The 17,028-nt window shown below is 45.9% G+C and carries 13 protein-coding genes; 9 read left to right on the top strand and 4 right to left on the bottom strand.

The window, feature by feature from the left end:
- Nucleotides 1-211: 211 nt before the first annotated feature.
- Genes NBH15_RS24475 through NBH15_RS24460 form a run of 4 tightly spaced genes read right to left on the bottom strand, consistent with a single transcriptional unit; the run spans nucleotide 212 to nucleotide 4,335 of the window.
- Nucleotides 212-1,003, bottom strand: coding sequence for a gluconate 5-dehydrogenase (locus NBH15_RS24475; RefSeq protein WP_009859644.1), 792 nt, complete (start codon nucleotides 1,001-1,003; stop codon nucleotides 212-214).
- Between the two features lie 12 nt (nucleotides 1,004-1,015).
- Entirely contained in the window at nucleotides 1,016-1,858 is an 843-nt protein-coding gene (gene kduI, locus NBH15_RS24470; RefSeq protein ID WP_009859645.1) for a 5-dehydro-4-deoxy-D-glucuronate isomerase, read from the bottom strand.
- A 46-nt stretch (nucleotides 1,859-1,904) separates the two neighbouring features.
- The gene (locus NBH15_RS24465; RefSeq protein WP_250823784.1) at nucleotides 1,905-3,125 is read right to left on the bottom strand and encodes a DUF2264 domain-containing protein; all 1,221 of its coding nucleotides are present in this window, start codon (nucleotides 3,123-3,125) and stop codon (nucleotides 1,905-1,907) included.
- Between the two features lie 7 nt (nucleotides 3,126-3,132).
- Nucleotides 3,133-4,335 carry a glycoside hydrolase family 88 protein gene (locus tag NBH15_RS24460; RefSeq protein ID WP_250823783.1) on the bottom strand — a complete coding sequence of 401 codons (1,203 nt, stop codon included), beginning with the start codon at nucleotides 4,333-4,335 and terminating at the stop codon, nucleotides 3,133-3,135.
- A gap of 232 nt (nucleotides 4,336-4,567) precedes the next feature.
- Between NBH15_RS24460 and pstC the strand changes: the two genes are divergently transcribed.
- The 9 genes from pstC to NBH15_RS24415 all read left to right on the top strand — a co-directional run bounded on the left by pstC (nucleotide 4,568) and on the right by NBH15_RS24415 (nucleotide 16,691).
- On the top strand, nucleotides 4,568-5,755 hold the full coding sequence (pstC, locus tag NBH15_RS24455) for a phosphate ABC transporter permease subunit PstC (RefSeq protein WP_186959464.1): 1,188 nt from the start codon (nucleotides 4,568-4,570) through the stop codon (nucleotides 5,753-5,755).
- 7 nt (nucleotides 5,756-5,762) lie between these two features.
- Entirely contained in the window at nucleotides 5,763-6,650 is an 888-nt protein-coding gene (gene pstA, locus NBH15_RS24450) for a phosphate ABC transporter permease PstA (protein WP_009859649.1), read from the top strand.
- Between the two features lie 131 nt (nucleotides 6,651-6,781).
- Nucleotides 6,782-7,534: a phosphate ABC transporter ATP-binding protein PstB gene (gene pstB, locus NBH15_RS24445; protein WP_250823782.1), complete on the top strand. Its 753-nt coding sequence runs from the start codon at nucleotides 6,782-6,784 to the stop codon at nucleotides 7,532-7,534.
- Nucleotides 7,535-7,562: 28 nt separating this feature from the next.
- The gene (phoU, locus tag NBH15_RS24440) at nucleotides 7,563-8,237 is read left to right on the top strand and encodes a phosphate signaling complex protein PhoU (RefSeq protein ID WP_010800601.1); all 675 of its coding nucleotides are present in this window, start codon (nucleotides 7,563-7,565) and stop codon (nucleotides 8,235-8,237) included.
- Nucleotides 8,238-8,321: 84 nt separating this feature from the next.
- Nucleotides 8,322-8,903, top strand: a complete 582-nt coding sequence (locus NBH15_RS24435) for an RNA polymerase sigma-70 factor (RefSeq protein WP_250817456.1) — start codon at nucleotides 8,322-8,324, stop codon at nucleotides 8,901-8,903.
- 95 nt (nucleotides 8,904-8,998) lie between these two features.
- Nucleotides 8,999-10,003 (top strand): FecR family protein, encoded by a 1,005-nt coding sequence (locus tag NBH15_RS24430; protein ID WP_250823781.1) that lies wholly within the window; start codon nucleotides 8,999-9,001, stop codon nucleotides 10,001-10,003.
- Nucleotides 10,004-10,146: 143 nt separating this feature from the next.
- Nucleotides 10,147-13,434, top strand: a complete 3,288-nt coding sequence (locus NBH15_RS24425) for a TonB-dependent receptor (RefSeq protein ID WP_186959467.1) — start codon at nucleotides 10,147-10,149, stop codon at nucleotides 13,432-13,434.
- A 20-nt stretch (nucleotides 13,435-13,454) separates the two neighbouring features.
- On the top strand, nucleotides 13,455-15,068 hold the full coding sequence (locus tag NBH15_RS24420) for a RagB/SusD family nutrient uptake outer membrane protein (RefSeq protein WP_128134459.1): 1,614 nt from the start codon (nucleotides 13,455-13,457) through the stop codon (nucleotides 15,066-15,068).
- A gap of 15 nt (nucleotides 15,069-15,083) precedes the next feature.
- Entirely contained in the window at nucleotides 15,084-16,691 is a 1,608-nt protein-coding gene (locus tag NBH15_RS24415) for a LamG-like jellyroll fold domain-containing protein (protein ID WP_128134458.1), read from the top strand.
- The last annotated feature ends 337 nt before the right edge of the window (nucleotides 16,692-17,028 follow it).

Raw genomic sequence — 17,028 nt, 5'->3', positions numbered from 1 at the left:
GTTAAGACTTTTCTTTCTGCAAGATTACCTTTATTCCCCAATTACACAACTTTTTTTGAAATATTTTAATGATTTATGCCACAAAACATATTTTAATAGAAATTTTGGTGCGGTTGCCCTGATTCAAGACAGCAGATAACCACAGATTATTTATTGATTTCCCATCCACTTATCTGTGGTTATCTGCCTAATCCCTTACTTTACCTAATTATCAGGGTTGCTTTCCTATATAAGCCAGGATACCACCGTCGACATACAATACATGACCGTTCACGAAATCGGATGCATCGGATGCAAGGAATACAGCCGGCCCCATCAAATCTTCAGGAGTACCCCAACGGGCTGCCGGTGTCTTTGCGATGATGAAAGAATCGAACGGATGGCGTGAGCCGTCCGGCTGAGTTTCACGAAGCGGGGCCGTTTGCGGAGTTGCGATATAACCCGGGCCGATACCGTTACACTGGATGTTATATTGACCATATTCGGATGCGATATTACGTGTCAGCATCTTCAAACCGCCTTTTGCAGCCGCATAAGCAGAAACTGTTTCACGTCCCAGTTCGCTCATCATCGAACAGATGTTGATGATTTTTCCGTGACCTTTCTTTATCATAGAAGGGATAACGGCTTTAGAAACGATAAACGGAGCGTTCAGATCCACATCGATTACCTGACGGAATTCGGCAGCACTCATTTCGTGCATCGGAATACGTTTGATGATACCGGCATTGTTTACCAGGATGTCGATAACGCCTACTTCTTTCTCGATCTGGGCAACCATTGCATTTACCTGCTCTTCGCTAGTCACGTCGCAAACATACCCTTTTGCTTCGATTCCTTCCGCCTTGTAAGCAGCTATACCTTTATCCACCAGTTCCTGTTTGATATCGTTGAAAACGACCTTTGCACCTGCCTGAGCAAAAGCAGTAGCCAACGCAAAACCAATTCCGTAAGAAGCACCTGTTACAAGTGCGACTTTACCTTCTAATGAAAAATTTACCATGTTAGTATTTGTTTATTTTAAGTCCGTAATTTTAGAGAAATCCTGATCACCATAGTCCAGGTTTTCGCCGCCCATACCCCAGATAAAGGTATAGTTGTGCGTAGCAGCTGCACTGTGGATAGACCATTCGGGAGACAAAACAGCCTGGTCGCCCTTCATCCAGATATGGCGGGTTTCATCCACCTCACCCATAAAATGGCAGATGGCCTGGTCTTCCGGAATATCGAAATAGAAATATGCTTCCATACGACGGCTGTGAACATGAGCCGGCATTGTGTTCCACACGCTACCCGGTTTCAATTCGGTCATACCCATCTGCAACTGGCAGGTAGGCAATACCTGATTCACGATCATCTTATTGATGTTACGGTCGTTCGACATTTCCAGTGAACCCATAGCTGCAACAACGGCATCCGCTTTCGTCACTTTCTTATCCGGATAATTACGATGAGCCGTAGTCGAATTGAAATAGAACTTAGCCGGATTCTTTGCATCCTTGCTTTCAAAAGTCACTTCACGATCTCCCGAACCCAGGTAAAGAGCTTCCTTAAAATCGAGCTCGAAAGTGGCATCGCCGGCTTTTACAATACCGGGACCACCCACATTGAAAATACCCATTTCACGGCGTGTCAGGAAATAAGGAGCTTTCAACGGATCAATCGCTTCCAGTTGCAACACTTCGCCGGCAGGCATGGCGCCGCCAACAATCATACGGTCGTACATGGAATAAACCATGTTCACTTCATTCGGCGCGAAAACTGTTTCGATCAGGAAATCCCGACGAATACGTTTCGTATCATATTGCTTGGCATCTTCCGGATGCGCAGCATAACGCAATTCATAATTTGTTTTCATATTCTTATCTGTATTTAATTCTCAATTTTCAATTTTTCATTTTCAATTACTTAAGCGCATGATCTGCCTTTACATCGCTTTCACCCTTCCAGGCACGCAAATTCGTCCATTCGGTGTAAGGGGTCGACCAATATTCGTCGGTAGCCGGCAATCCTAAAGACAGCAAACCTACGGCACACAGATAAACACTCCCTGTGTTAATATAAGACTCTGACATATCGATTTGTTCACCGGTGAAACCAACACGCAACCAACCGTTTGCATCAAAGTTCTTCGGTGATTTCATCTGGTTACGGATAACAGCCGTCATAGCACAGCGTACCTGAGCCGGTTTCACTCTTTCCGGAAGCACGTGCATCAGGCTGGCTTGTGCCAATGCATGGAATGCGCCAAAACGATACACGATAGAACGGCCTACTACAGGGAAGGTTCCTTCCGGTGAGATAAAACGTTCCAACTGTTCGGCATAACGGGTTAAACGCGGCAATTGCACATCGAGAAAGTCCGCCCCTTCCAGGTTATGCTTTTTCATCGTCAGCAAAACATCTGTCAGCATCGGATGGATAACAAAACTGTTATAATAATCCATGTGGAAAGCAGGACCGTCACCATACAGCGCATCTCCTTTATACCATTCGTCACGGAACTTCTTGACACCATACGTCAGGCGGTCCATATCGCATTCGCCGGTAAACTCCAGCAAAGCGGCCTCGACCATAGAAGCAAACAACAGCCAGTTGTTTTCCCAAGGCTTAATGGCACGACTACGTTTAAATTCCGTAATCATCCATTCCTTAGCCTGCGGATCCAGGTTATCCCACAGCTGGGTTCTGGCACGCAACAATCCCTGAGCCAGGAAAGCGGCATCCACCAACGGCTGATACGGTTTTCCAAAGACCAGATAATCGGGAGAATCCGGGTTTACGGCATTCTTCAGACCTTTCACTGTCAGTTTGATATATTTATCACGCAGTTGTCCTTCGGGCGTATTGTCCGGACCCAGTTCCAGCCAGGGGGCAATACCGCATACCAGACGGCCTACCGCTTCCAGATGCGAGAAGTCACTTCTGTCTTTCGATAAAGACTCGTAAGGCATATTCTTTTTCAACGTATTGTTGCTCAGGTTTGTCAATACCGGGTCAGCGATACGCGTCAATGTTTCTACCCAGAAGGCACGGTCCTGGGTACCGTTTTGCTGCGCTTTTCCTGCGAAAGAGATGCAGAGGCAGCAAACCAAAATAGCGGTTGTTTTCAGAAGATTTGTCATAATGGCATTATTTTTCAGTCAGTTTCTTTAAACGCATTAAAGCCTCTACATAATAATAATCGGCATAACTCAGAGGAACATCCACTTCACTGTTACCTGGGAAATGACCGGTAGAATGCATCAAAGCAAAATTACAATTGGAACCTTTTGTTGCCAAATAATCAGGACTTGTCAACGAGCGTACCTGTTGTTCTGCAAAATCAAGATAGCTCTTGGCTTCCGCGCTCTTATCCAGTTGGCTCAGTTCTATCAAAGCAGAAGCCATAATAGCGGCAGCAGAAGCATCTCTCGGCACATTCGGAATTCCCGGAGCATCGAAATCCCAATACGGAACCTTGTCTGCCGGCATATTCGGATTGTTCATGATAAATGCCGCAATATGTTTAGCTTGATTCAGATATTCAGGTTTGCCGGTTTCGCGATACATCATGGTGAAACCATACAACGCCCAGGCCTGTCCACGAGCCCATGCTGATTCGTCGGCAGCTCCCTGATGGGTTTGTTTCTTATGAGGAACACCGGTTATCGTATCGTATGAAACCACATGATAACAGCTATAATCGTCACGGAAATGATTATTCATTGTCTTGTCGGCATGAGAAACAGCCATTTTATAAAAACGGTCGTCACCGGATGCTTTGGAAGCCCAACTGAAAAACTCCAGATTCATCATATTATCAATAATAACAGGGAACTGCCAGATTTTTTTATTGAAGTCCCAGGAACGGATAGCTCCCACCCGCTCGTCAAAACGAGTCGCCAGCGAATTGGCACCGGTCAGCATCACCTCTTTATATTCCGGTTTGCCGGTCAGGCGATAACCGTTTCCATAACTGCAATACAACATGAAACCGACATCGTGGCTGTAAGTGATATTCTTCACTTCTTCCACACGGTCCGTAAACATTTCGGCATATTTCTTTAATTCCGGAGTCGGATTGTTTTCGTACAGATACCATAATTCACCGGGGAAGAAACCGCTGCACCACCAACTATAGTCGCTTGTTTCCAGTTTTCCGTCCTTTCCGATTGCTTTGGGAAGACGGCCTTCCTGGCTTTCCAGGTCTTTAGCCATCAAAAGGGCCTGTTCGGTCGATGCTTTCAAACCACGGTCAATCACATCAGCAAGGGGTTCTTGTTTGGGTTGCGAATCACACGAAGACAACAACACTGTGAACGCAAACACACCATACGAAAGAAATTTGTTCATGATAAAAATAGGTTATTAAGTTATTAAGTTTTTAAGTTTGTGGCAAATATACATGTTTATATTCTAAAAAACGTCATTGCGCCACGAAAAAGGCAAAAAACACAGAATATAAAGAGCTTCCTTCTCCCTGTAACAAAAACGAAACACCAATGTAATATTTACTTCAAAGCGTCTTAACCCATTCTTAATACATGTTACCTTACTTTGCACTCAGAACAAAGAGGTTAATGACGTGAGAAAGTTTTTTGAAAAAATTGTAGAAGGAGGACTATTAATCAGCGGAGGTGTAACCAGTTTCACGATTCTGTTGATTGTCTTTTTTCTTTTTAAAGAAGCATCCGGCCTTTTCAATAGTCCGGTAGTCGAAGAGGGATACGTGCTTGCCGTGAATAAGAGTAACGATGTGAGTCATCTGTCACCGGAAACAATCATGGATATCTTCGATGCCAAAATAACCAACTGGAAAGAGGTTAACGGCAAAGATGAAGAAATCCTGGTCTTTCGTTTTTCCGACCTGACGCAATATTACAGTGAAGAGGAATTGGGAGATGAATTTCAGTACGTTCCCGATAAAATCAGCGAACTCGTCAGCAAAGAGCCGGGAATCATCGCATTCTTTCCTCAGCAATATCTGGCGAAAGACTTCGGGGGAACCGTTCTTCCCGAAGAGAAAATATCGCTTTCCGACTTCTTCGCCGGCACCAAATGGTACCCGACCTCTGCGCCTGCTCCTATCTTCGGATTGATCCCCCTGTTGCTCGGAACATTGCTGGTCAGTATCGGCGCCATTGTTCTTTCACTCCCTTTCGGTATTGCCGTTGCCATCTACCTGGCAGAAATCGCAAATAAACGGACCCGGGAGATACTGAAGCCGGTTATTGAATTGCTGGCAGGGATTCCTTCGGTCGTATACGGTTTCTTCGGATTGGTTGTAATCGTTCCGCTCATACAGAAAGGGCTGAACCTTCCGGTTGGAGAAACAGCCTTTGCCGGCAGTGTCGTTCTGGCCATCATGGCGTTGCCGACCATTATCACGGTTGCCGAAGATGCCATGCGCACCACGCCGCGTGCCATGAAAGAAGCGAGTCTGGCCCTGGGAGCAACCCAATGGCAAACAATCTATAAGGTAATCATCCCCTATTCCATATCCGGTATCACATCGGCAATCGTCCTGGGTATCGGGCGGGCGATCGGAGAAACAATGGCAGTCCTGATGGTAACAGGAAATGCGGCCGTTATCCCGACCTCCTTCTTTGAACCCGTACGGACCATTCCGGCAACCATCGCAGCAGAACTGGGAGAAGCACCCGCCGGAGGAGCTCATTACCAGGCATTGTTCCTGTTAGGGGCAGTATTATTTATCATTACACTACTGTTAAGCATTACAGTAGAATACATTTCATCCAAAAGAAAAATGTGATTAAGCTATGGCACCTGTTCAAAAGTTAGGCAATGTTGACACAAAGAAACGGACTTCACAGAAAGTTGCGTTCGGTATATTCACACTTCTCAGTTATCTGGTTGTTGTCATTCTTTTCCTTATTCTCGGTTTTATCATTATCCAGGGAGGAAAAGTAATCAGCTGGGATTTCCTGACGGAAGCGCCGGCCGACGGGATGACTGCCGGAGGTATTTTCCCGGCGATTGTCGGAACACTTTATCTGGTATTGGGTAGCAGCCTGATTAGTTTCCCGATTGGAATCATGAGCGGCATCTATATGAATGAATATGCGACAAACGGAAAAATAATCCGTTTCATCCGGATTATGACCAATAACCTGAGCGGTGTACCGTCAGTTGTATTCGGACTATTCGGAATGTCCCTGTTCGTCGTTACCCTGGGTTGGGGAGACTCCATCATCGCCGGTTCGTTTACCCTGGCACTGATGTCTTTACCACTGATTATCCGTACAACGGAAGAAGCCCTCAAAAGCATCGACGATTCTTTCCGCCACGGCAGTCTGGCACTGGGAGCTACCAAGTTACAGACCATTCGCAGGGTTGTATTACCGATGGCTTTTCCAAATATCATTACCGGATTAATCCTGTCTATCGGACGTGTATCCGGCGAGACGGCTCCTATCCTGTTTACCGTTGCCGCTTACTTCCTGCCCCAACTGCCGGGAAGCATCTTCGACCAGTGTATGGCCCTGCCCTATCATCTGTATGTCATTTCCACCAGCGGAACAGACATCGAAGCCTCACGTGGAATGGCCTACGGAACGGCTCTGGTACTGATTGCAATCGTATTAATCGTAAACTTACTGGCCAATGCGCTGAGAGGCTATTTCGCCAGGAAAGTAAAAATGAACTAAATAATATGCCAATAGGGAAATGTGCCAATATGCCAATAAAAGAAAAGCTAACATTTCGCCCCCTGTTGATACATTTTTCATCGGCATATTGGCACATTGGCATATTAGCATATTGATAAATTATTTATATTATGATAAAGATTAATGCTCAGAATGTAGATTTCTATTATGGCGATTTTCATGCCTTAAAGAATATATCTATGCAAATTGAAGCAAACACGTCGGTCGCCTTTATCGGACCGTCCGGTTGTGGTAAATCCACCTTCCTGCGCTTATTCAACCGGATGAACGACCTGATACCCGACACGCACATGGACGGAAAAATCCTGATTGACGGAAGAGATATTTACGGTAAAGGAGAAAAGGTCGACCTGCTCCGGAAAAATGTGGGCATGGTATTCCAGAAACCGAATCCTTTCCCGAAAACAATCTTTGAAAACGTTGCCTACGGGCTCCGGGTAAACGGGATAAAGGACAATGCTTATATCGAAGAGACTGTTGTCAAAACCCTCAAACAGGTTGTTCTTTGGGATGAAGTAAAGGATAAACTGAAAGAATCGGCTTTCGCCCTGTCCGGCGGCCAGCAACAACGTCTGTGTATCGCCCGTGCATTGGCCATATCGCCTTCCATTCTTTTAATGGACGAACCGACTTCGGCATTGGACCCGATCTCTACCGGTAAGATAGAAGACCTGATACATGAACTAAAAAGCGAATATACTATCGTAATCGTTACCCATAATATGCAACAGGCTGCCCGTGTCAGCGACAAGACCGGGTACTTTTATCTGGGGGAACTGATAGAGTTCGATAATACACGTAAGATATTTACCAATCCGGAGAAGGAATCGACTCAGAATTATATTACAGGACGGTTCGGGTAATTGAAAATTAAAAATTGAAAAATTATATATGAAAGTCATAGATCAGGAGATTGCCTCCTTAAAAAACAGCATCAGCGAGATGTGGGCATTGGTCCACCAACAGTTATATAATGCCGGCGAAGCCATGCTAACCGGAGACAAGGAACTGGCCTACAAAGTAATCAGCCGCGAACGCCGAGTAAATGCGTTCGAACTGAAGATAGACAGCGACTGCGAAGATATCATCGCTTTATATGCTCCCGTTGCCGTCGACCTGCGCTTCGTTCTTGCCATGTACAAAATCAATACGAATCTGGAACGCCTGGGAGACTTCGCCGAAAGCATCGCCCGCTTTGCCGGAAACCTGCCGGAAGGTGTTCCCGTCGACCCGCAACTGATAAAGGATACCCGGGTGGAAGAAATGTTGCAGGAATTGCTGAGTATGCTTACACTCAGCCAGGAAGCATTTGAAAAGGAAAGTTCAGAAATTGCATCACGCATCTTCCTGAAAGATAACCTGATCGACGAGATCAACCATAACTCGACCAGGATCATTGCCGATTACATAGAAAAGCATCCGGGAAGTGCCCTGGTCGGCCTTTACATGGCCGGAGTCATCCGCAAAATGGAACGCTTTGGCGACCACTGTACCAACATCGCCGAAGAACTGATATTCTATCTGGATGCCAAGGTAATGAAGCACATCGGAAAGACAGAAAATTAAAATAGGCATAAATAAGATTTGTGTTTTACGTTTCTATCTTGTAATATTGTATCCGTTAAAGGGAGCAATATCTACAATACTATCGTGGAGATTCATGAAACAGAATTAATAGCCGGTTTGAAAAGTGGGGAAAGCAGAGCCTACCGCACTTTATTTGACAACTATTATCATCTTCTATTCCGTATTGCCTGTCAATATGTAAGGGATGATACAGTAGCCGATACCATCGTCGGTGATGTATTATCCCATATATGGGAAACACGCGAATCACTCCATATCACCTCTTCACTGCAAGCCTATCTGGTCTGTTGCATACGTAATTATGCAATCAATTATCAAAAGAAATTATTTGCAGACCGGGAAATCAGTATCGACGATTACGAAGAATACCCGGAAGCTATTCTTCAGGGACTGTTCCTCTCCGACGAATATCCGTTGGGACAATTGCTAGAAAGAGAACTCAACGAGCAAATACTCCTCGAAATCAATAAACTTCCCCGCGAAACCCGGCAAGTTTTCATCTTTAGCCGGATCGAAGAGTTGGCTTACGACGAGATCGCAGATAAAGTAGGCATCTCGGTTAACACAGTCAAATACCATATTAAACAAGCCCTGTCTACCCTCCGTACTCGTATGAAAGGCTATTTATCTTCCATTTTGTTCTGATACATTTCAATCCAAAATCATTTTTTTGAAAAATATTTCATTTTTCACTACCCTCGCTCTACCCGTATGTTGTCTTTAGGGTAAGAAGCATAAAAATGGATCAAAATAAACAACAAGAATACTACGACGAGCTGATCACCGGTTATCTGAACCGGTCGCTTACTCCTGAGCAGGAGAAAGAACTCAGCCGTTGGGTCGCAGCAAACGAGTCTCATAAAAAATATTATTATGAAATGACCGAGCTGTGGCTATCTTCCTATGATAAACAACATAAAAACAGAAGAAAGAACGAAGCCGTATACCGCCGTTTTGCCGAACAGGCCGGATTCAGAAAACAAAAATATCTGTTCCTACGGGAATATACCCGGATCGCAGCGGCTCTGCTGGTCGGAGTTTTCCTGGGTACTACCGGATTATATCTGTTCAATCAGTCTAACAGACAGGACGAGCAGGCAATGATACGGACCATTGAAGTGCCGCTCGGTTCACGAAGCCGCCTCCAACTGGAAGACGGAACCATAGTATGGCTGAATGCCGGTAGTAAATTCAGCTGTCAACCCGGATTCTCACAGAAGAACCGACAGGTCACACTGGAAGGAGAAGGTTATTTTGAAGTGGCCCGTAATGAAAAGCTGCCGTTCATCGTCAATGCAAAAGAAATCGACGTGAAAGTACTGGGTACAAAATTCAATGTCAAAGCCTATTCCGACGATCAGGAAATAGCCGTTACCCTGGCTGAAGGTTCTGTGAACATGATAGACAGAGCAGCCCCTGCCAATTCCGTCATTATGGAACCTCAACAGCAAGCCGTTTATAACAGACTGACCCAAAAGACAGAAGTTAGAAAAGTTTCGACAGACGCAATCTGCCAATGGACAACAGGGGCCCACTTCTTTAATGAAGTCAGTTTTGGAGAAATCGCCGGACAGTTGGAAAAAGCCTTCGACGTAACCTTCATTTTCCTGAATCCGGAACGTCGGAAACTCCGCTTCTACGGAGAGTTCCGCAGCACGGATACGCTTAACGACATTCTGACGATTATGTCTTCCAGTGAGAAATTTACTTACAGACGAAATAACAATATCATTGAGATATATTAAAATAGTTGATAATTAAAAAAGAAAGGAGAATCACGAAAAGAAAAAAAGAAAGCACAAAAAAGAGCCGGAAAATGTTCGCACCATTTCCCGACTCACGAGTTCATTAAAACTTAATAATTAAATTCTAATCACATTACAAAAGTATGGAAAACATTCTTTATAAAGAAAGAAAAATCACGCTAATTGTTCGCAACCGGTTCTATGTAGCCTGGTTATGTATGATACTTTTCGCAACAAGTATGCAACAGGCGTTCGCAGCATTACCACAAAATCAAAAGATCACACTGAATCTTCAAAATGCCACGATAAAAGAGGCTTTTGAAACAATCAGAAAACAGAGCGATTACATTTTCTTCTTTGAAACCGGCGACGTGGATACCCGGCAGAAAATCAGTCTGCAAATAAGCAGCGAATCCATTAACGATATTCTGAATCAGGTACTGAAAGGAAAAGGCCTGAAATATGAAATCAAAAACAAACACATTATCATCAAACCGGACAAGACACCGCAACCGGCTCAATCCTCCCGACAGTCGGGAACGATCAACGGCGTTGTTACCGATGAAAAAGGGGAACCGATCATCGGAGCCAACATCATGGTCAAAGGTACCACGAACGGTACAGTCACAGACTTGGACGGTAAGTTTGTCATTCAGGCATCTCCCGGCGATATCCTGGAGATCAGCTATATAGGCTACAACCCTTTGCAGATAAAAGCCGGCACACAAACTTCCCTCTCCATCAAAATGACGGAAGACACACAGAACCTGGAGGAAATAGTTGTCGTTGGGTATGGTACACAAAAGAAGTCAGACCTGATCAGTGCAATCACTTCAGTACGCGGAAAAGAGCTGGCCGAACAACCGGTTCCCCGCGTCGACCAGCTATTACGCGGCCGTGTAGCCGGGATGCAGGTCGTTCAATCAAACGGAACGCCGGGAGCCTCATCGAGTATCCGTATCCGTGGCGGCAACTCACTTTCAGCTAGCAACGAACCGCTTTATGTAATCGACGGTTTTATCGATGCCGGAGACCTGAATTCCCTGAATCCGAATGATATCGAATCCATTGAAGTACTGAAAGATGCTACATCCACTGCCATTTACGGAGCCCGCGGTTCAAACGGTGTTATCCTGATCACGACCAAAAGGGGAAAAGAAGGTAAAGCACAGTTTGACGTGGAAGCATCCTACGGCTGGCAAAAGTTACCTAAAAAGATAGACTTGCTCTCTACCGGAGAATATGCTTCTTATCTCAATAAAATTGCCCGAATGAACGGGACCACGGTACCTTATGACGACCCGTCCAAAGTTACAGGCGTAGACTGGCAGGACGAACTATTCCGCACTGCTCCTGTTTATAATGTAAACCTGTCAAGCAGCGGTGGTACGGAAAAGATCAAATACCTGATCTCGCTGAACCATTTCGATCAAGATGGCATCATGGTCGGTTCCGGTTTTAACCGTACGACTTTACGTACGAATGTAGATGCAGAAGTCAATCCCTGGTTCAGTCTTGGCACAACAGTCAGCCTGTCACGCGAATTCAGCGATATATCCACACTCCCGAGCGATTATTCATTAGCTGTTTACGGAATAGGCATGTCGCCTATCGGAACGGCATTCAATCCGGACGGTTCATATAATTATACCGAATCCAGCCGCCCGCTCGGTCGTAATCCCCTCGCAGAAGCCTTGCTACCTACGGATGAAAAGAATACTTATTATGTATTGAACAACTCTTACCTGCAATTCAAGATAGGAGAACATTTCACCTGGCGTTCTACATTAGGTATCAAATGGAACTACTGGCGTGAAGATTATTTCTCTCCGCGTAAAGGCTCTTATCAGGAAAAAACCAACAGTGCCAAGGCGACTACCCTGCAAACACAGGACTTGCTGACAGAGCATACATTGACCTATACACTGAAAAAGGAAGTACACTCATTTTCTGCCCTGGGAGGTTTCACCGCGCAAAAAGGCTACGATAAAGGGTTATCTACCGAAGTCTCGAACTTTGCCAATGATATCACCGGATTCTATGACCTGAACTCCGCCCAACTGAAAAACTCGGTCAAATCAGGTTACCACAACTGGGGATATATGTCCTGGCTTGGACGTATCAACTATTCTTATGACAATCGTTACCTGCTGACAGCCGTAGCACGTTACGACGGATCATCCCGTTTTTCTCCGGGAAACAAATGGGCATTTTTCCCTTCCGTTTCCGTCGGCTGGAGAATTACGGAAGAAGATTTCATGAAAAGCCAGCAGGTTGTGAACGATCTGAAACTCCGCCTCAGCTATGGCCGTGTCGGAAACCAGGCTATCGATATCTATTCAACCCAGTCGCTCTTCTCATCCGGCAGCACGATCCTCGGAGGTCAGGAAGTTGTTACTTACACTCCGAGCAAAGTCCCCAGCAAAGATCTTACCTGGGAAAAGACAGACCAGTTCGATGCCGGAATTGATTTTTCTTTTTTCAACTCCGTCCTGACCGGTTCGCTCGACTATTACCATAAAAAGACCAGCGACCTGCTATGGGAGATATCCGTTCCTTCCTACATCGGACAATCCACCCAGTTGCAGAATCTGGGATCGCTCTCCAACCAGGGAGTTGAATTATCATTGAATGCTTCCCTTATAAACAAGAAGGATTTTCAGTGGGATATGAACTTCAATATCTCGACCAACCGCAGCAAGGTACTGAGCCTTGGCCCGGACCAGGAAAAACCGGTAGGAGAACATTGGGGCGGTTATTACAGCAGCATCCTGAAAGTAGGATCACCCGTCGGACTGTTTTACGGTCAGGTATACGAAGGTGTACTGACCCAGCAGGATATCGACGCAGGAAACCTATCCGCCCGTCCGGGAGATCCGAAATTTAAAAATATTCCCGATGATCCGAACAACTCTACCGTTATCGGTAATGCCAATCCGGATTTCTTCGGAGGATTAGGCACAACAGTAGCCTATAAAGGAATATCCCTAAACGCCTTCTTCCAGTATTCGGTAGGCAACGATGTGATGAACCTGAACAGTGCCTATTTCCTGCCGGGTAATGCCAACGTAAACTGCTACCGCGAACTGGCAGAGAAGATGTGGACTCCTGAAAATCCGGACACAGACGTTGCACGTCCTGGAAACAGTTACATCTACTCCGTCGATTCACGCTTCGTAGAGAACGGAAGTTTCCTTCGTCTCTCTTCGCTGACCCTGGCGTATGATTTACCCCGCAACCTACTGCAATACATCGGCCTGGCTTCAGCCAGAGTATATGCAACCGGCAACAACCTGTTCAATATCTGCAACTACCGCGGATACGACCCGGAAGTCAGCCTCTATTCCACCAGCCCGATCCTGAAAGGATACGACTGGGGACAATATCCGATGAACCGTTCATTCTCCATCGGACTTAAATTCACTTTGTAAACCTATAAAATGATTGAAAGATGAAAAAGTATAATATCCTTCTGATTTTATTTATCCTGTTCACTACAGCCTCCTGCTCCGGGTTGCTGGATGAAGATCCGAGAGGAGACGTTGCTGGTAGCAACTTCTTTACAGATGAAGAGAATGCTTTATCAAACATAAATGATCTCTACAATGCCTTCGGGGATGCAAACGTATATAGTCGCCAGGCAATGATGGTCATGGAATTCGGCACAGACCTGGGAACACGTTCCCCTAGCGATAACTGGCCGACACTCGACCCGATAGCGACCTATACGCACGATGCTTCCGCCCAACGTATCTGGTGGGTATGGCGGGATAGCTACAAGTATATCCGGAATGCCAACCTCTCGATCGCCAGTATAGAAAACATGGATGCTTCCCTGTTCAAACATGCCGGAAAAGAACGGCTACTGGCTGAAGCACGTTTCATCAGGGGATTCCTATATTTCCACCTGACAAACTTTTTCGGCGATCTGCCGGTCATCACCGAACCTGCCGAGGATTTGAATTCACTGTTGCATCTTTCACGCACGCCTGCCAGCCAGATCAGAAAAGAGATCGTACTGGCAGATATGCAATATGCCGCCGACCATTTACCGGAATTCGACGAGTACAGCAGCAATGATGCCGGACGTATCAGCCGCAGTACAGCAATCGGCATGATGGCAAAGGTCTACCTGTTTGAAAAGGATTACGCCAAATGCGCCGAACTCTGTAAAACTCTTTATTCGGAAGGTAAGCGGGGTTTACTGAATCAGTATGCCGATGTTTTCGATTCAAAATACAACAACAGTAAAGAAAGCCTTTTGGCTATCCAGTCACTGATAGAGAAAAAAGAATCGCCGGCACAGACCACTTGTTACGGTGATTTCACAGAAGATGACGACAGTCCGTATAACAATGGCAGTGCCATTGCCCCGTTACTGCCTTTTGCCTCCTACTATGTACCGAAAGAAGACCAATGGTATGATACGGAGAATGACAACCGGTGGGGTTTCAATTTCCGCCTGGCTTCCGAATCCAAATATAAGGAATTGATAGACGGTACAGGCACATCAGCCAAACACCTCGGTGCCGGTATCAAATATAAAGGGGAGATTGTCCGTATGCCATATATCGTCAAATTCTGCGATGTAAACAACCGCCGGCCGGACCGTTCGGGTACATCGCTAAACTTCCCGATCCTGCGCTGGTCGGATATATTGCTGATGTATGCCGAAGCGCTGAATGAACAGGGAAATACAGGCGAAGCATTCACTTACATCAATGAAGTCAGAAAACGCGCCTATACAAACAAAGACAATACCCTCAATCCGGGTTGGGAGCTCAAAGGACTTTCACAAAGCGAACTGAGAACGGCAATCCTGAAAGAACGTGCATTGGAACTTTGCTTTGAGGGACACCGTAAATTCGATCTTTCCCGTACCGGGACACTTGAGGCGGCGATCAAGGGTGTCACTCACCTGGATGATATCGAATTTCTATTCTCGGAGGCGTATTATCCCAAAGAAGCAGCCCGCAACGTGCATAGCTGGCATCGCCTGTTCGGAGTACCGACAAGTGAGATAACATTAAACAGTAACCTTCTTCCCCAGAATGAAGGTTATTAAACACCATTCTTATTTATGCTTAACAAACTAATTTCGGGTATATCTCTGATAACCCTCTGTTCTAACATAGTAGCGCAAAGCCCCGGACAGGGGCTGGCCTACTATCAGTCATTCGATGACCCGCAACCGGAAGCGATCCGGATGGCAGAAATTGCGACGCGGGATTCATCTTCCCTTTTTCTGGTACATACATCGTCTTACAGTGAAGGACTGAAAGGGAAAGCCCTTGACCTGACAGATGAAGTCGCTTACCGTATTCCCCTTTCCCTGACGGCAAAAGATTGCCCATCTTTCGACGACGGCCGTTCTTTTTCCTTGCAGGTCTGGGTTAAAACCAAGCCGGGCGCACCTTTAGGTACACCGATCATGACAAATGCCACCACCAAGGAACCTACCGGCTGGTGTATCGGCACACAGGAAAATGGTGCTTGGTACCTGAGCCTGAACGACGGGAAAAACAGTTATACCTACCAACCGACAGCACAGCGCCAGGCGATCAATGACGGAAAGTGGCACCAACTGACAGTCTCAGTAGACAAGACAAAGGGAGAAGTATGGATGTACCTGGACGGACGCAATGTCGCCATCTACCAGATCGAAGGATTGAAATCTCTTGAAAGTAAATTCCGGACGATTATAGGAGGAAGCGACGAAGAGCAAGACTGGGAATGCCGGGGCGAATGGATGGCTTTCAACGGAAAAATCGATGAAGTGAAAATGTGGGACCGCCCGGTCAGCAGCGCCGAAGTACGGAAGAGTTACGAGCAGTTCTTTCCTTTATCCCCTCTTTATCCGTCATACAAACCCGACCGGTTAAAAGTACAGGTATGGAATATATGGCACGGAGGACGCCGCTTTGGTAAACAGGTCGGTGTAAACCGCGTCATCGAAGTATTAAAAAGGGAAAATGCGGATGTGATCGGCCTGATCGAGACATACGGTTCTGGAGCAATTATCGCTGATTCCCTGGGGTATTATTTCTATCTGATCAGTTCCAATCTCAGCATCATGAGCCGTTATCCGATAGATGAAACGATCCAACTGTTCCGCTCGTTCAATTCGGGAGGGGCACTCATCCGCATAAGTGAAGAACAACAGATTGCTTTCTACGATATCTGGCTCCATTATCTGCCCGATGTTTCAGACCTGAACAATGGAAAAGCAGCCGTAAAGAAATATGAAGAAGATGAAGCACAAACCCGCATCCCGGAGATCAAGGAGATTCTGAAACAAATGGCTCCCCGCACTGCCCAATCGGCAGAAACCCCGGTCATATTGGTTGGAGACTTCAACTGCGATTCGCATCTGGACTGGAACGAACAGGCACGTCCCGCCCACCTGGGGGCTTTTGCCAAACTGGAAGTATCCAGACAAGTCCTCAACGAAGGTTTTACGGATAGTTTCCGCCACCTCTATCCGGACGTTCTGCTGAATCAAGGGGCGACCTGGTCTCCCCTTATCAACCTGGGATCAAAAAAACTAAGCTGTCTGCCCCAACGTATCGACTATATCTATTATAAAGGAGATAAACTTATCCCGTACCGTTCGGAAGCCCTCTCCCATCATCCCGTAGGCTGGCCGTCAGACCATGGAAGTGTAGTGACATCATTCTACTTTAAATAAAAGGCAAACTGCAAGTATTGCATATCACTACTGTCTTCTTTTCATATCACAGTTGGATTCCGTTTGTTTCACAGATGGATTTCTTTTGTATCACAGCTGTGATATGAATAGAAGATCAAGGGAAAAACCACTCTACCCCGGAACAAAGTCATTGTATGTCCCAGGCTGCGGGCTAGATCCCAAGGGTAATTTTACTTTCCGGCCTTGTTCTTTTGAATAAATGCAGTAGGGATCATTCCGAACTCATTCTTGAAGATACGGGTGAAGTATGACTGGCTCTCGATAATCCCGATCAGGCGGCTGATAAAAGACAAATGAGCAAAAGCTCTCTTATTGC

The organism is Parabacteroides caeci (genome assembly GCF_023656795.1).
Taxonomy (GTDB): domain Bacteria; phylum Bacteroidota; class Bacteroidia; order Bacteroidales; family Tannerellaceae; genus Parabacteroides; species Parabacteroides segnis.
The sequence above is the reverse complement of the archived record's forward strand: the minus strand, read 5'-3'. Positions and strand labels throughout refer to the sequence as shown.

Excerpts from the sequence above, each read along its gene's own strand:
- NBH15_RS24475 (WP_009859644.1), bottom strand. The coding sequence starts at position 1,003 with ATGGTAAATTTTTCATTAGAAGGTAAAGTCGCACTTGTAACAGGTGCT.
- kduI (WP_009859645.1), bottom strand. The coding sequence starts at position 1,858 with ATGAAAACAAATTATGAATTGCGTTATGCTGCGCATCCGGAAGATGCC.
- NBH15_RS24465 (WP_250823784.1), bottom strand. The coding sequence starts at position 3,125 with ATGACAAATCTTCTGAAAACAACCGCTATTTTGGTTTGCTGCCTCTGC.
- NBH15_RS24460 (WP_250823783.1), bottom strand. The coding sequence starts at position 4,335 with ATGAACAAATTTCTTTCGTATGGTGTGTTTGCGTTCACAGTGTTGTTG.
- pstA (WP_009859649.1), top strand. The coding sequence starts at position 5,763 with ATGGCACCTGTTCAAAAGTTAGGCAATGTTGACACAAAGAAACGGACT.
- pstB (WP_250823782.1), top strand. The coding sequence starts at position 6,782 with ATGATAAAGATTAATGCTCAGAATGTAGATTTCTATTATGGCGATTTT.
- phoU (WP_010800601.1), top strand. The coding sequence starts at position 7,563 with ATGAAAGTCATAGATCAGGAGATTGCCTCCTTAAAAAACAGCATCAGC.
- NBH15_RS24430 (WP_250823781.1), top strand. The coding sequence starts at position 8,999 with ATGGATCAAAATAAACAACAAGAATACTACGACGAGCTGATCACCGGT.
- NBH15_RS24425 (WP_186959467.1), top strand. The coding sequence starts at position 10,147 with ATGGAAAACATTCTTTATAAAGAAAGAAAAATCACGCTAATTGTTCGC.
- NBH15_RS24420 (WP_128134459.1), top strand. The coding sequence starts at position 13,455 with ATGAAAAAGTATAATATCCTTCTGATTTTATTTATCCTGTTCACTACA.
- NBH15_RS24415 (WP_128134458.1), top strand. The coding sequence starts at position 15,084 with ATGCTTAACAAACTAATTTCGGGTATATCTCTGATAACCCTCTGTTCT.